Genomic DNA, 14,292 nt, shown 5'->3' with positions numbered 1-14,292 from the left:
GCAGAACCTTGCGATTCCGCGGATTTAATCTGTGCGCACGGCAGGATTCGAACCTGTAACCTGCTGATCCGTAGTCAGCTGCTCTAATCCATTGGGCTACGTGCGCAGTGTCAAGAACCTTGTTTTTGACAACTCATCTAATATAACGTTTCGGATCGATTCCCGCAAGTTAGGCGTGTCGCGAAAGCATATAAAAGTACCACGAAAACAAGAATGAACTATTTTCATCACAGTCGAGAAGACCACTAAAACAAGCCCTATTGCATCAGCCCCTTGCTGAAAGATCGATCGAACTTCAGAAAGATGCTGCAATCACAACAATGACAAGTTCTGCTCACCCGAACGCATGTATCTTGCTGCGACGCGGGGAACGACCGGATGAAGCCGAGGAAACCACCATCTTCGGCACGCCTTCGCCGCTGACGGCGGAAGCGTCGACGATGACCCGCTCAACATCGTTCATCTCCGGCAGTTGGAACATGGTCTCCTCCAGCGTCTTTTCGATGATGGAACGCAGTCCGCGGGCGCCGGTGCCTTCCCGAATGGCCTTGGCCGCGATGGCAGCGATCGCCTCATCGGTGAACGAAAGCCTGACCCCATCGACGGCGAAAAGCTTGCAGTATTGCTTGACCAGCGCATTGGCCGGACGCACGAGAATATCGCGCAGATCCTGCTCTGTAAGTTCGTCGAGCACACTGACCACCGGCAGTCTGCCGATAAACTCGGGCAGCAAACCGAAATCTCCCAGATCGTCCGCATCGACCTGCCGCAGCAAATCGGCCTTGCTTTCGTCGTGTTCGCGCAAGGTCGCAGTGAAGCCGCTTTCCTGTGCGCCGAGCCGCTTGCGCACGATAGCGTCGAGGCCGACGAACGCACCGCCGCAGATGAAGAGGATATCGCGCGTATCCATTTTGATGGTGTTCTGGTCACGGTGCTTGCGGGTGCCCTCGCCTTCCAGCGGCACCGAGGCGATGGTGCCTTCGAGGATCTTGAGTAGCGCCTGCTGCACACCCTCCCCGCTCACATCTCGGGTCAGCGACGCGCTTTCGCCGCTTTTGCGTGCGATCTTGTCAATCTCATCGATGTAAACGATGCCGTGCTGGGCCCGGTCCACATCGCCGTCGGCAGCCTGCAGAAGGCGTTGCAGAACGCTTTCCACGTCGTCGCCGATATAGCCGGCCTCGGTCAGCGTGGTGGCATCGACGATGACGAACGGCACATTCATCACGCGTGCGAGCGTCTGGGCCAAGTAGGTTTTGCCGACTCCGGTGGGCCCAAGTAACAGAATATTGGATTTGGCCACTTGCACATCGGCCAGCGGATCGGTACCGCGCTCGTCGGGACGTTTGCCGGAAGCCGCTTTGGTGTCTTCCACAGCTCCCGATTTACGTGCCGTGCCAGACGAGGCAGCCGCCTTGCCCATGCCAGCCCCGGTTGCACGACCGCCCTCGCCCATCTCCATGTTGACGCGCTTGTAATGGTTGTATACGGCCACGGAAAGGGTGCGCTTGGCCTGTGGCTGACCTACAACATACTGGTCGAGATAGGCGTAGATCTCGGAGGGCTTGGGCAGGTTCAGCGCGTTGATCTTGACATCCTTGTCGTTGTCATCCTTGATGAGATCGACGCATTGGGCGATGCATTCGTCGCATATCGCCGCACCCTGGCCGGTGACCAGCTTGTGCACCTGACGTTCGCTTTTGCCACAGAATCCGCAGCGCGGGACGGAGTCGTTATAATCCACCACGTCGCCCATGCCTTCTCCTTACCGCGTCACACGCTTTCTTTCAACTCGGCCCGTTATGACCATTTACTCACCGCCCTCTTCGATGGCAGTGACATCTGAGTACGACGATACCCCTCACGCGCGAACGCAAGGGGTATCGAATCGTTTTTGTTATAAACCTACACGGCCTTTCGCAGCGCAATCGCCGCCATTGCCGCTACTGCTACTTGCGATTGGCAAGCACCTCGTCGACCATGCCGTATTCCTTGGCCTCCGCAGCCGTCAGGAAAGTGTCGACCTCGATGTCCTTGCGGACACGCTCGACCGACTGGCCGGTATGCTTGGCAAGGGTTTCTTCGAGCCACTCGCGCATGCGCAGCATTTCCTTGGCCTGAATTTCGATCTCGGTGGCCTTGCCGAAGCCCTGGTCGATGGCCGGCTGATGGATGAGTACGCGGGCGTTCGGGAGCATCAGACGCTTGCCTTTGGTACCAGCAGCAAGGATGACGGAGGCAGCCGAAGCGGCCTGTCCAAGGCAGACGGTCTGCACATCAGGCTTGATGTATTGCATGGTGTCATAGATGGCGGTCATAGCCGTCATCGAACCGCCGGGAGAGTTGATGTACATCATCACGTCGCGGTTCGGGTCCTGGCTTTCCAAGACGAGCAGCTGGGCCATGATGTCATCGGCTGAGGTGTCATCCACCTGCACGCCCATGAAGATGATGCGATCTTCGAACAGACGGCTATAGGCGTCCTGCGTCTTCATGCCGTACGGCGTCTTCTCGCTGAACTGCGGCATCACGTAACGATTCTGGGGCGCAAAGCCGGCCACGCCGCGCGGACCCGCGAGACGCTCGGCACGAGCTACAAACTTCGCTTCTTCACTTGCCATGTTCACTCCCCGTCCTTCTTGGTGCTCATAGTGCCCGGCGTGGTCACGATCTTGTCGAAGAAACCGTAATCGAGCGCCTGCTGTGCAGTGAACCAATGGTCATACTCGTTGTCGCGATAGATCTCCTCGATCGTATGCCCCGTCTGTTCGGCTGTAAGCTGCGAGAGGGTCTGCTTCATATCCATGATCAGCTCGGCGTTGATGCGCACGTCAGTAGCGGTGCCGCCGATACCGCCGGAAGGCTGATGCATCAGGATACGGGCATGGGACGTAGCGAAACGCTTGCCCTTGGTGCCGCTGGAAAGCAGGAACTGGCCCATAGAGGCCGCCATGCCGACAGCGACGGTCGCAACGTCAGGTTCAATCAACTGCATAGTGTCGTAGATGGCCATACCAGCGGTGATGGAGCCACCGGGCGAATTGATGTACAGCCAGATGTCCTTCTTCGGGTCTTCGGCCGCGAGCATCAGCATCTGGGCGCAGATGACGTTGGCGTTCTGATCCTTGACCTCATCGCCAAGCCAGATGATGCGTTCCTTAAGCAACCTATTGAAAATCGGATCCGTGATGGTGGGGGCGGAATCCTCCCCTTCGTCCATCGACGGCGTAGATGTCAGCAATCCTGCCACCATATCTCCTTGATATTCACGTTTTATTACCGTTATGAATAGTACCGCGACTTATACGACAGCCTTCTGTTTTTTGCGCTGAGAACGAGAAAGAAGACCGTTGAAACCATGCGAAACCAACGCCGACACAGCCACCCCAATGCCGACCGGCACGAAGAAGGCCATCGGGGCACCCGTCAGTTCCATCACCAGGCACATCGCCATTAGCGGCGCCTGCTGTGAAGCGGCAAGCAGCGCCGAAGCCCCCACCAACGCGCACGCAGTGACGGTGTCACCAGGGCTAACGATGACCCACACAAAACCAAGCAACGCACCCAGCGTCGCACCAATCGAAATACCCGGTTGAAGCACGCCACCGGAAGCACCGGAACGGATGGTGGCAAGCGTCAATATGGCCTTGGCCACAAGCAACGCCAGCAGAATCGGCACGACGGCGTTGGCTTCACGGGCGGTGGCGGCGAAAGCATATTGCGCCACGGAACGGCCGTTGCCCATGATCTGCGGCAGCCAAATCGCCACGATGCCGGTCGCCAGCGCCGCCAGCGGCATCATCCAGAGGATGCCCGCCCCCTTGGGCTTGTTGCCTTCGGCCCATTGCGAACCCTTGCGGAACAACGCACCCCCGACACCGCAAATCACTCCGGTAATGACGGCGAACAAGGTCAGGCTCAGCGTCGGAATCGCGGATTTGCCCATGGCAGCCATCCCATAGAACGTGCCACGCCCACGAATCATCGACGCAATGTAAGCGGATACCGCCGAAGTCCCGAGCGCCATGGTGACGGTTTCCATGCTGATGTCGGCGAGCAGAATCTCGATGGCAAAGAACGTGCCGGCAAGCGGGGCGTTGTAGACACCGGCAAGACCGGCTGCTGCGGCTACGGCCACAACGGTTCTGCGGTCTTTTTCATCGCTTAAATGGACAAGCTGTGAGAAACGTTGGCCCAACATCGCACCGAACTCACGCGGTGCCACTTCACGGCCAATGGACGAACCGGAACCCACAATGAAAATCTGCAGCAGCACATGGACTGTGGTCTGCCAGACCGGCATCCGTTCTCCCGCCACGGCAATCTTCACCGACGGCACTTTGGTGGTTTTGGTACGCAACAGCCACCAAACAACGGCTGCAAACACGGATCCGCCGACAATCGACGCAATGCGCCGCCACGCCGCCACCTGGTAGGGGCTGGGATCCTGCGGATTTTCGATATACCCCAGCATGAGCCGTTCGACACCGCTCAGCATCAGGCCGAGCAGGCCTGAACTCACGCCGACGACCCCGCCGAGCAGGAATATGACGGCGGCAATCATGCCCAACCGTTTCCATCCGCTATCGTTCTCTCGTTCCACCAGCGATTCCGGCTTTCTACAACGATTCGTATAGGCGCTTTGGGCACCTAGACTTCATTCATCTGTTTATTTTCTTCAAACCAATATAATCTGCCCCAAGAAAATCAGTATAGATGAACAAAAAGGGAGCCGAGGCAAACCTCGCGCTCCCTTTTAAGATTTTAATCAGAGATTGACTATTAGTCCGAAATCACTCGGCCTTGTCTTTGTCGGAAAGTTCGTCGGCAACGGCGGCAGCGGCGGACGCGGCCTCGACGCTTTCGTTCTCTTCGGCATCTTCAACGGCCTCGTCCTCACCGAGGAACGGGGTCAAATCCAGGTCCTTGCCGTCGCAGGTGAACTTGACGGCACGCATACCGGCAAGCAGACCCTTGGAACGGCCGACTTCCTGAACGGCGGAACCGAGCTGGCCGTTCTGGACGATCGCGTTGATGAAGGCGCTCGGATCCATGCCGTACTGCTGGGCGATGGAGGCGAGGAAGTTGGTGACATCCATTTCCGAAACCTTGACGTCGAGCTGCTCGGCCAGGGTGTCGAGCACGATCTGGTCCTTCAGCTCCTTGTCAGTAGCCTCTTCGGCTTCCTTCTTCTGCTCGTCGGTGGCCTTCTCGGGATCGGCGGTGACCTGCTTCAGGCGGTCTTCGATCATTCCCTTGCGCACGCCTTCGGGCAGCGGAATCTCCACATTCTTCTTCAGGGCGTCAAGGAACGCATCGCGCGCCTCGTTGGCCTGACGGCCTTCGCTGTCACGCTCGCACTGCTTGCGGATATCGGCCTTGAGCTCATCAAGGGTGTCGAACTCGGAAGCTTCCTGAGCGAAGTCGTCGTCGAGCTTCGGCAGCTCTTCGGCCTTGACGGAATTCACCTTGACCTTGATCTGGGCCTTTTCGCCTTCGTGGTCGCCGCTTTCCAGCGTACCTTCGAAAGTGGTCTCTTCGCCGGAGGACAGACCGTCAAGCGCTTCGTCAATGCCGTCGAGCAGCTTGCCGCTGCCAAGCTCGTAGCTCACGCCTTCCTGGGAATCGACGGACTCGCCGTCAATCTGCGCGTCAAGGTCGATGTTGGCGAAATCACCCTTCTTGGCGGGACGATCGACGCCCACGAGGGTGCCGAAACGCTGGCGCAGGTTGTCGAGACGCTTGTCAACGTCCTCATCAGTGACTTCGGTCTTCGGGACCTCAAGGGTCATGCCATCGAGCTTCGGCAGCTCGATTTCGGGACGACGTTCGACAGTGGCGATGAACTTCACCTTGGTGTCGTCCTTTTCGCTGGTCGGCATTTCCTTGACATCCAGCTCTGGCTGGGCCATCGGGCGAATCTTCTTCTCTTCGAGAGCCTTGGAGTAAAGCTCCGGGACGGCACTGTTGACAGCCTCGCCTGCGACGGCACCGAAACCGACGCGCTGGTCGATGATCTTGCCGGGCACGTGGCCCTTGCGGAAGCCCGGGACGCTGATTTGCTTGGCGATTTCCTTGCGGGCCTGATCAAGATAGGGGTCGAACTCTTCCGGGTCGACGGTGACGGTGAGCTTCACCTTGGTGGGCTCGAGATTCCTCACGCTGATTTTCACGCTAGTGCTCCTGACGATAATTCCAACTACTTCTGCCTTTAGGCAACCCTCATATGATAACGCGACTTACGGACTCGGAAATAAGGGCAATCTGCCATTGACGTGCCCCTTGCTCGCGCAGAAATTCAGGGATATCAAGCTCCGCTGCATTATCCTGCCAGCAAAGGTTGCGGATGATCTGCGGCTTGATGACAACATCAGGCGGCGTCCTCGTATCCTCCGCAATCTGGGCAATAACGCCACGGACCTTCTTGAGGCGGGCGAAGCGGTCCGGGTGGTGAACAGACCAGTATTTCATCGAACGTGGCGCATTGGCCTGTGGCTCCTGCGGCGAAGCCGGCGGTTCCGGCCAATCCTTCGGTTTCAGTTTCAGCGCCTCCTGGATGGCTTCTTTCCATACGCTCGGCTTGATGGAACGTTGGATAGGAGCGTAACGCTCGAACATCTTGTCCTGTTCATTGCCCATGTGGATGCGTACCCGTTCGTTCAGGCTCCGGATACCGCGGAACTGACGGGCATTGTGCGGCTTCTTCTGGGCTGCCTCGATGATGGCGGCATCGCTTAGGAGAAGGGTCGGGGCAATGTCATGCTCACGGGCAAGTTCGTCGCGTTTCTCCCAGAGTGCCTTGGCGACGGCCTGTCCCCGTCTGTCGTGGCCCAGCGCAGTGAAATGGGAAATACGCATCCACGGAACCGGGTGCGGAGTTTGCGGACCGGTACCTTCGGCGAGCGCGTGGCTGAATTCTTCGTTGGCCCATTCCATTTTGCCGGCCTTTTTCAAGTCTGCACGCATTTTCTGCTCAAGTTCAATCAACAGTTCAACATCAAGCGCCGCGTAATTGCGCCAATCTCGCGGTAGTGGCCGGTACGACCAATCAGCTGCGGAATGCTCTTTGGCCAAGGTGATACCAAGGTAATGTGCGGTGACTGCGGCCAAGCCGAAACGTTTCAGTCCCAGCAATCTTGCGGCGATTTCGGTATCGAAAAGATTGCGGACTTTCATCCCCAGATCGGTGAAGCCGGGCAAATCCTGCAGAGAATCGTGGATAATCCACGTTGCGTCGCCGACGGCACGGTTAAATTCGTTCCAATCCGCACCAGCTTTGTTCAGCGCTATCGGGTCAAAAAGAACAATGCCGGAACCGGTGCGTTTGAACTGCACCAACCAGTCCTCATGACCGTAACGATAGCCCGAGGCTCGTTCGGCGTCGGCAGCCAGCGAACCATTGCCCGCTGCCAATCTGTCGCAGGCTTCGCGGAATCCGTCGAGCGTATCGGTCACTTCGGGGACGCCCTCTCGCGGCTCCTCTTGCAATCGTGGCTCGCTGCTCAACCGAACTCCTAATCCGTCCACCGCAGGTTCATTTCGCCGCACTCTCGATAAAAGACGCTGCGAGCCCATATCCAGCGGACATTGCTATACACTAAATCCGGCGTCCACCATATCGCGAGCCTTGGGCAGCTACGCCCATAACGATTCATCTTTCAACTACGCAACCCTTAATCCAACGATGGTTCAAAGCCGTTTAACCACACTGAATCGTTCACAGACGACCTTGGTATCGTCATCGACCTTGAAGTTGCAATCGCCCAATTCCTCCAGAAATTCTGGGCTTTCCCAAAATTGCTCATGCGCCTTGTGCCAACCCGCCACATCGTCGTAGTCCTCGCCTTCGCCGCGGGCATGCTCATCGGTGATATCACTTATGTTGCAGACCTTGACCTCCATCAGCCGGGTAACGCACACCGGTTTGTCTTCGGAATCAATCACCACAGCCAGCTTCCCGACCTGCGGCAACGGTTCATGGTCGTGCTGGTATTCGGCAAGCAATGAGGTTGTTCTAGTTTTGCGCCCATCAAGGATCGCCTCAACCAAACAGTCCCGCATTGGGCCAGGAAAGCCGTATTCGTCACGTTCGAGGTTTGTCAGATCGACGGAATCGCTTCCTATACTCACGATATCGTCTGATTCAGTATGGTTGGCCATTACTTCTCATTTCTCTGGCTTGGTGGGCATGGTATCCGCTATTAATCCTTAATAGACGGGCTCATTCCCTGATTTATTTGTTTCCATTTCATTGTGCACGCACCACGTCCATGAAACGGGGGCCGTAGAGGTGCAGCTTGTTTTCGCCCACACCGTTGACCGCTAGGAACTGGGCATCGGTGACCGGCTTGATACGGGCCATGTCGCGCAAGGTCTTGTCCGAGAAGACGATGTAGGGCGGCTTGCCGATTTCCTGGGCGATGGTGCGGCGAAGCTCACGGAATTTCTGGAAGAGTGCCTCATCCTCGTCGCTAGGCTCGTAATCGCCATAAGCGCTGTTACCCCCGCGTGAACCATTGGCACCATTTGAAGAATCTTCATCGTAGGAGCCAAAAGCGGCACCAGACGAGACAACCGGCTTCTTGCGCTGGATACGCTTGATTTCATAATGGAAATCTGGCCTGACCGTCTCCCCCGCCCGCACGCCGAAACGCACGATCGGCAGCCTGCCTTCAGAGACAAAGAGATAGCCGTCGGTCGCCATCTGATTGATGACATCGCGAATTCGCGCGTCCGGCACATCGTGCAGCGCCCCGTAGCTCGGCACTTGGTCAAGATGCCGATTAATCAAGTCCTGCGCTTTCGAACCCCGCAACACCGAAACAATCTTGCCTATACCGAAACTCTGGTTGATATCATGAACACAACGGCTGACGGCACGGGCCACGTCGGAAACATCGATGGTCTCGAACGTACTCTCGCAATTGGCGCAGTTGCCGCATTTATAGACTTCACCATCAGTGGAAACGTCTTGCTCTTGTCCATTTTCTGCCGAACCAACGCCATTAGGATCAGCGAAATAGCGCATGATATAGCGATGCAGACATTCGGTGGTGCGACAGTAGCCGATCATCGCATTCAACAGGCGGCGATGACTTTGGCGCACGACTTCCTGCTCCTCAGGACTCATGCGGTCATTGTCGGAATCCATGTCCAGAAGCCTGCGACGAGTGACGATATCCGATTCGTTCCAAAGCAGAGTGCAACGCCCGGGTTCACCATCCCTCCCAGTCCGACCGGCTTCCTGATAATAGGCTTCGATACTTTCCGGCATGTTGTGATGGATAACGTAACGGACGTTCGACTTGTCGATGCCCATGCCGAAAGCGTTGGTGGCCACAACGACCGGCACCCGGTCGGTGACGAAATCTCGTTGCGCCTTGTCTCGCGCTTCGGCCGACATACCACCGTGATAGGCCGCGGCACCGATGCCATGTCGGTTCAGTTCATCGGCGAGCGCCTCGGTCTCCTTGCGCGTGGCACAGTAGACGATACCCGATTCGTCGGAATGTTTGGCCGCATACTCCGTAATCCACATGTTCTTGCGTTTCGTCGGCATGTTGATGATGTCAAAATACAAGTTCGGCCGGTCAAAGCCCGTAACCGTGACCTTGGGCGCCTTCAAACCCAACAAGCGGACGATATCACGGCGTACTTTTTCGGTTGCGGTCGCCGTGAACGCGGCGACGGTCGGCCTCACCGGAAGGCCACCGATGAACTCGCCGATACCCAGATACGAGGAGCGGAAATCCTGTCCCCATTGCGAAACGCAGTGCGCTTCGTCTACCGTAATCAGCGATATTTTGACCTGCGAGGCAAAGTTGCGGAACCGCTCAGTCTCCAAACGTTCGGGGGCGACGTAAAGCATTTTCACATCGCCGCACCGAGCCTGGGCTAAGACCATGGATTGCTCATCGCTTTCCTGAGTGGTGTTGATGAATGCGGCCTTGATACCCGCATCGTTCAGGGCGTCCACCTGATCGCGCATCAGCGAGATCAGCGGGGAAATGACGATGGTCAGGCCCGGCAACATGGTAGCCGGCACCTGATAGCAGATGGATTTGCCGGCACCGGTCGGCATCACTCCCAGCACGTCATGGCCGGCAAGAATGGCATTGACCAAATCCTCCTGACCTTCGCGGAACGAATCGTAGCCGAAGTACTGCTTCAGAGCTGCGAGCGCGCCACCATGAAAGTCTGTGTGAGCAGAGGGCTTTTCATCGATTGGGTAATCGTCATCTTGGTTCATCGTCTATAAGACCGCTTTCACGTACTCTCTCTACAAAATCCAATCAAAAATCGCTCGAATAACACGGCTCAGATCATGCAGTCTGAAACACCGATTAACAACTTTCGGAATGCCATTCGACTTTATGCCTAATCTTGGTCCGTTCCATCAATCTGCTTCAGCGCATCCTCAACGCTGATGCACAAATCCGGGAAATGCTTGATCAGATCCTGGTCGTCGGTCACCACCATGTCGGCGTTGGCCTGGCGCGACGCGGCGACAATGAGGTCGTCCTCAAAATCTGGATGCGCAGAACGCAATTTCAGCGCTTTTTTGCAAACCTCGCCATCAACGGCAGCGACCTGACAAACCTCCATGATTGATTCAACACTGGTCCAACCAATCTGAGTGACAAGCTGCTGCACCGTAGCCTGTTCAACACCGGCCATGGCGTCTTTGAAATCCCGTTTGGTGTTCACCTTCACAATGTAATCAACATCTTTAAGCGACAATGACACGCACATAGGGTTCAAATTCAAATCGGCACATGCGTCCATGAGCTTCAACGCCGCAGACTCCCGCAATGAACGGTGCATAACGATATCGATAAGAATATTGGTATCAAAAACGATATTGCGCTTGGTTTCCTTCATCGCGCTGCCCCGCTTTCCTGAATGTAATCCTCATATCGTTGTTCATTCGCATAATCATGAAGCTCTTTGGCAGATATCGATTTGAACGGATCGTCGCCACGCCCGATAAGCCCCATATCGCTCAAGGTCCGCGGGACTATTCCACTCATATTGTCGATCTTCTCAAGTTTTTTGCGCTTTTCGAGCTCCTGATTCTTTTTCTCAACTGACGTGTCCAAATCAGGAATCTCGCCAGAATCTTGGATGAAGTCCCACAGCTCGCGAATCACGGAACTCGGGTTCTTTCCCTTACGTTTGAGTATCTCGTCGACGTCGTCCTTCACGTCGGCATCGATACGGACGTTCATCTGCACCATCGACATAATTTCTCCTAACCGCACACCCATCAACTCTAACTGCTATACAATATAGCTTACTGTATAGCAAAACAAAAGTCAAATGCTGCAGAAAGCGTTGCGGCATAACGTTTTCAGAGAATTCTCAATATGAATAAAATCTCTGCTATACAAGATAGCTTATGAAAGAATCATATATTACTGAAACAAAGGAAAGCAAAGCGCGATCCGACTGGAGACGGGCACCCTAACCTATAACGCAAGCCAGCGGAGGCATTCATCCCCATACATAGGCCAGAGGCGGAATTATCCTTAAAAATATGGAGTATATCGAAACGCAATCCGAACACACTGAACTGCCGCTGGTGGTCATCCCCTCAATGTTCGAGGCCATGTATCAGCCGATCGCCACGAGCATGCGGATGCTGCGCAACGTCGCGCGCGTACGGATGTACAAGGATTTCAACATCGAACCCGACACTATCCTCGAACGTTGCAAAGACGCCGATATCGTTGTGGTCATCGGCTTCCATGTCACCGGAACGCTGCTTGAGGAACTCGGTAGCCATGTCCGCTGCTTTGTCTTCGGAGGCACCGGCGTCGCCAATTTCATCGACCTCAAGCGTACGAAGGAGATGGGCATTCGCGTGTGCAACACGGTCCATTACGGCGATGAAACCGTTGCGGAGTATACATTCGCACTGATTTTCGAGCTTGCACGCGCTGTCGGCGCGATGGACCGCAGCATCCGGGAGGGCAATTGGAACGGACTCGAAGGCACATCGCTTAAAGACAAAACGCTGGGACTCATCGGTTTTGGGGGCATTGGCCAGACCGTTGCCCGCATCGCCGACGGATTCGGCATGCATACGCTAGTGTGGAATTCACACGTCAACGCAGCCACTGCACGCTCGCTTGGCGCGACGCGCGTTGAGCATATCGACGAGATTATGGCCCATTCAGATATCGTAAGTCTGCACCTCCCGTTGAACGAAGAGACGCGAGGGGCTGTCACCGCCGCCGACCTCGATCAGCTCAAGCCAGGAAGCTGTTTCATCAACACGGCACGCGCTGAACTCATCGAGCCGGGCGCTCTGGTCCAGAGGCTCAAGCGAGGCGATATCAAGGCCGCCATCGATGTTTACGACAAGGAACCGTTGCCCGCCGACGACCCGCTGCGTTCGGTTCCAGGTACCATTCTTACCCCACACGTCGCCTGGCGTGCCGATGACGCTTACCGTGATCTTTCGCGCCAACTTGCACGCTCCATTCACGCCTTCTGCAACGGCGAGCGCTTCAACGTGGTGGAATAGGCGGACCGTATCAGCACCTTAAAGTGCGGCTTCGCGAAACGCTCGCTTTCGATTTCAGCGTTTAGAAGCAAATAACCATAGTCGACGCGACATAAAGCGCGTTTCTTCATGCTTTATGTCGCATTAGTTGAATCAACGCGACGAAAAGCACACACCAGCGTCATCGCATTCGATAGCGAAACAACCCATCGGGCTACAACGAAGCAGCCTCAACCAGTTCGCGGGTATAGGCGGCTTTCGGACGATTCAGCACGTCATCGGTGCTACCGCTTTCCACCACCTTGCCATCGTGAAGCACGACGATACGATCCGCGATGTGCTGCACCACGCCCAAATCGTGCGAAATCATGATGATGGCCGTTTCCGGGCGGGATTTGCGAATGGCGGCGAATGCCTCAAGAATCTGCAGACGTGCTGCCACGTCAATGGCGCTCATCGGCTCATCGGCGACAATAAGCTTTGGATCGGTGACCAGCGCACGAGCGATGGCGACACGCTGCGCCTGTCCACCCGAAAGGTCGGCAGGATAACGATTCAGAAACTCGTCGGGGTTGAGTCCGACAAGAGACAGGGCCTCACGCACTTTCTGGCCGATATCCAAGCCATCGGTTTTTGAATGTCGCTTCCGCTGGATTTCCAAGGGTTCTGAGACCGACTTCACCACCGTCCAACGAGGATCGAGCGATGTAAACGGGCTCTGGAACACCAAGCTTGATTCGCGTCGCAAGGCTTGGTATCCAGCAGATTTTTTGCCATCGACAGGTTCACCTTCGAACGTCACCGTTCCCGAAGTCGGTTGGTCAAGTCCCAGCAAAATGCGCATCAACGTGGACTTTCCCGAACCGGAACCGCCAATCAGCGCAAGGCACTCCCCTGCGCACACCTCGACGTCTACGCCATCGAGAGCGGTTTGCCGTTCCTTGCCTTTTCCAAAAACTCGGCTGATTCCTCTGCCGGTCAGCAGCGTCTGTCGTTCAGTCATCGCTATCCCGTTTCCTTTGCAACGTCAGCTCTCTTGCCGCCCCGACCAGCTTCTTCGTCTGTCCATTTTGCGGATTATTCAGCAAATCAGAAGTATCTCCGAATTCGATGATCTGACCGTTATCCAGCACATAGCATCGCGTCGTGGCTCGGGCGAGCACCGAGAAATCGTGTGTGATGAACAGCATCGAGGCACCGGCCTTATCGACCAACGAGACCAGCAGATCGACGATTTGCCGCTGGGTAATCGAATCGAGCGCGGTCGTCGGTTCGTCGGCGATAATAAGACGCGGCGAAGTAATCAAAGCAGTGGCGATGCCGACACGCTGCTGCTGGCCGCCGGAAAGCTCGCTGGGGTATTTTTGCGCCGTGGTCTCGTCAAGCCCGACCTTTTCGAGCATCGCGGCGACCCGCGCCTGCCGATCCGCCTTATCCAAGTCATAATGGAGTTTCAACGGCAATTCGATCTGTTTGCCGACAGCAAGAACCGGGTTCAGAGATGACGCAGGATTCTGGAACACCGCGCCGACATAGCGCCCACGCAGGCTCGCGAGAACGGTTTCGTCCGCCCCGATAATCTGCGTATCGCCGAGCATAACGGAACCTGAAATTTGCGCATTCGTCGGCAGCAGACCGAACATCGCCTTGGAAATCATGGACTTGCCGGAACCGGACGAGCCAATAAGACCGACCCGCTCGCCGTCGCCGATATGCAAATCGACATTTTGAACTATCCGCTTATCGGCAATGGAAACGCCAAGTTGTTTCACTTCAACACTCAT

Annotated in this window: 13 protein-coding genes and 1 tRNA gene; 1 reads left to right on the top strand and 13 read right to left on the bottom strand. The window is 56.1% G+C overall.

The features are described from left to right. Nucleotides 1-32: 32 nt before the first annotated feature. The 11 genes from PT279_RS07260 to PT279_RS07210 all read right to left on the bottom strand — a co-directional run bounded on the left by PT279_RS07260 (nucleotide 33) and on the right by PT279_RS07210 (nucleotide 11,243). Nucleotides 33-106 (bottom strand) — tRNA-Arg (locus PT279_RS07260). Between the two features lie 228 nt (nucleotides 107-334). After that, nucleotides 335-1,756, bottom strand: a complete 1,422-nt coding sequence (gene clpX, locus PT279_RS07255; protein ID WP_277166748.1) for an ATP-dependent Clp protease ATP-binding subunit ClpX — start codon at nucleotides 1,754-1,756, stop codon at nucleotides 335-337. A gap of 193 nt (nucleotides 1,757-1,949) precedes the next feature. Then, on the bottom strand, nucleotides 1,950-2,621 hold the full coding sequence (locus tag PT279_RS07250; protein ID WP_277166747.1) for an ATP-dependent Clp protease proteolytic subunit: 672 nt from the start codon (nucleotides 2,619-2,621) through the stop codon (nucleotides 1,950-1,952). A gap of 2 nt (nucleotides 2,622-2,623) precedes the next feature. Further along, nucleotides 2,624-3,250: an ATP-dependent Clp protease proteolytic subunit gene (locus PT279_RS07245; RefSeq protein ID WP_277167049.1), complete on the bottom strand. Its 627-nt coding sequence runs from the start codon at nucleotides 3,248-3,250 to the stop codon at nucleotides 2,624-2,626. Between the two features lie 51 nt (nucleotides 3,251-3,301). After that, nucleotides 3,302-4,564 carry a chloride channel protein gene (locus PT279_RS07240; RefSeq protein WP_277167048.1) on the bottom strand — a complete coding sequence of 421 codons (1,263 nt, stop codon included), beginning with the start codon at nucleotides 4,562-4,564 and terminating at the stop codon, nucleotides 3,302-3,304. Between the two features lie 229 nt (nucleotides 4,565-4,793). Beyond that, entirely contained in the window at nucleotides 4,794-6,173 is a 1,380-nt protein-coding gene (gene tig, locus PT279_RS07235) for a trigger factor (protein WP_277166746.1), read from the bottom strand. Nucleotides 6,174-6,222: 49 nt separating this feature from the next. Then, nucleotides 6,223-7,506: an HRDC domain-containing protein gene (locus PT279_RS07230; RefSeq protein ID WP_277166745.1), complete on the bottom strand. Its 1,284-nt coding sequence runs from the start codon at nucleotides 7,504-7,506 to the stop codon at nucleotides 6,223-6,225. A gap of 183 nt (nucleotides 7,507-7,689) precedes the next feature. Next, complete coding sequence (locus tag PT279_RS07225; RefSeq protein WP_277166744.1) at nucleotides 7,690-8,160, bottom strand: ASCH domain-containing protein; 471 nt, start codon at nucleotides 8,158-8,160, stop codon at nucleotides 7,690-7,692. 88 nt (nucleotides 8,161-8,248) lie between these two features. Further along, a complete protein-coding gene (gene recQ, locus PT279_RS07220) occupies nucleotides 8,249-10,249 on the bottom strand; it encodes a DNA helicase RecQ (RefSeq protein WP_277166743.1) in 2,001 nt (666 codons plus the stop codon). 128 nt (nucleotides 10,250-10,377) lie between these two features. Beyond that, on the bottom strand, nucleotides 10,378-10,881 hold the full coding sequence (locus tag PT279_RS07215) for a PIN domain-containing protein (protein WP_277166742.1): 504 nt from the start codon (nucleotides 10,879-10,881) through the stop codon (nucleotides 10,378-10,380). Next, on the bottom strand, nucleotides 10,878-11,243 hold the full coding sequence (locus tag PT279_RS07210; RefSeq protein WP_277166741.1) for a damage-inducible protein J: 366 nt from the start codon (nucleotides 11,241-11,243) through the stop codon (nucleotides 10,878-10,880). The genes PT279_RS07215 and PT279_RS07210 overlap by 4 nt, the downstream gene beginning before the upstream one ends. A 293-nt stretch (nucleotides 11,244-11,536) precedes the next feature. Here PT279_RS07210 and PT279_RS07205 point away from each other — a divergent pair, with 293 nt between their 5' ends. Continuing rightward, entirely contained in the window at nucleotides 11,537-12,529 is a 993-nt protein-coding gene (locus PT279_RS07205; RefSeq protein ID WP_277166740.1) for an NAD(P)-dependent oxidoreductase, read from the top strand. Nucleotides 12,530-12,722: 193 nt separating this feature from the next. Here PT279_RS07205 and PT279_RS07200 read toward each other — a convergent pair whose 3' ends face one another. Together PT279_RS07200 and PT279_RS07195 are read right to left on the bottom strand one after the other, a co-directional pair. Then, nucleotides 12,723-13,511, bottom strand: a complete 789-nt coding sequence (locus PT279_RS07200) for a dipeptide/oligopeptide/nickel ABC transporter ATP-binding protein (RefSeq protein ID WP_277166739.1) — start codon at nucleotides 13,509-13,511, stop codon at nucleotides 12,723-12,725. Beyond that, on the bottom strand, nucleotides 13,504-14,292 hold the full coding sequence (locus tag PT279_RS07195; RefSeq protein ID WP_277166738.1) for an ABC transporter ATP-binding protein: 789 nt from the start codon (nucleotides 14,290-14,292) through the stop codon (nucleotides 13,504-13,506). The genes PT279_RS07200 and PT279_RS07195 overlap by 8 nt, the downstream gene beginning before the upstream one ends.

The organism is Bifidobacterium sp. ESL0784 (genome assembly GCF_029433295.1).
Classification (GTDB): domain Bacteria; phylum Actinomycetota; class Actinomycetes; order Actinomycetales; family Bifidobacteriaceae; genus Bifidobacterium.
This window is presented reverse-complemented; position numbering and strand designations above follow the sequence as displayed.

Bases quoted from the DNA above. Each gene is read 5' to 3' on its own strand.
- PT279_RS07210 (WP_277166741.1), bottom strand. From the start codon at position 11,243: ATGTCGATGGTGCAGATGAACGTCCGTATCGATGCCGACGTGAAGGAC.
- PT279_RS07205 (WP_277166740.1), top strand. From the start codon at position 11,537: ATGGAGTATATCGAAACGCAATCCGAACACACTGAACTGCCGCTGGTG.
- PT279_RS07240 (WP_277167048.1), bottom strand. From the start codon at position 4,564: ATGATTGCCGCCGTCATATTCCTGCTCGGCGGGGTCGTCGGCGTGAGT.
- PT279_RS07225 (WP_277166744.1), bottom strand. From the start codon at position 8,160: ATGGCCAACCATACTGAATCAGACGATATCGTGAGTATAGGAAGCGAT.
- recQ (WP_277166743.1), bottom strand. From the start codon at position 10,249: ATGAACCAAGATGACGATTACCCAATCGATGAAAAGCCCTCTGCTCAC.
- clpX (WP_277166748.1), bottom strand. From the start codon at position 1,756: ATGGGCGACGTGGTGGATTATAACGACTCCGTCCCGCGCTGCGGATTC.
- PT279_RS07215 (WP_277166742.1), bottom strand. From the start codon at position 10,881: ATGAAGGAAACCAAGCGCAATATCGTTTTTGATACCAATATTCTTATC.
- PT279_RS07250 (WP_277166747.1), bottom strand. From the start codon at position 2,621: ATGGCAAGTGAAGAAGCGAAGTTTGTAGCTCGTGCCGAGCGTCTCGCG.
- PT279_RS07195 (WP_277166738.1), bottom strand. From the start codon at position 14,292: ATGAGTGTTGAAGTGAAACAACTTGGCGTTTCCATTGCCGATAAGCGG.
- PT279_RS07200 (WP_277166739.1), bottom strand. From the start codon at position 13,511: ATGACTGAACGACAGACGCTGCTGACCGGCAGAGGAATCAGCCGAGTT.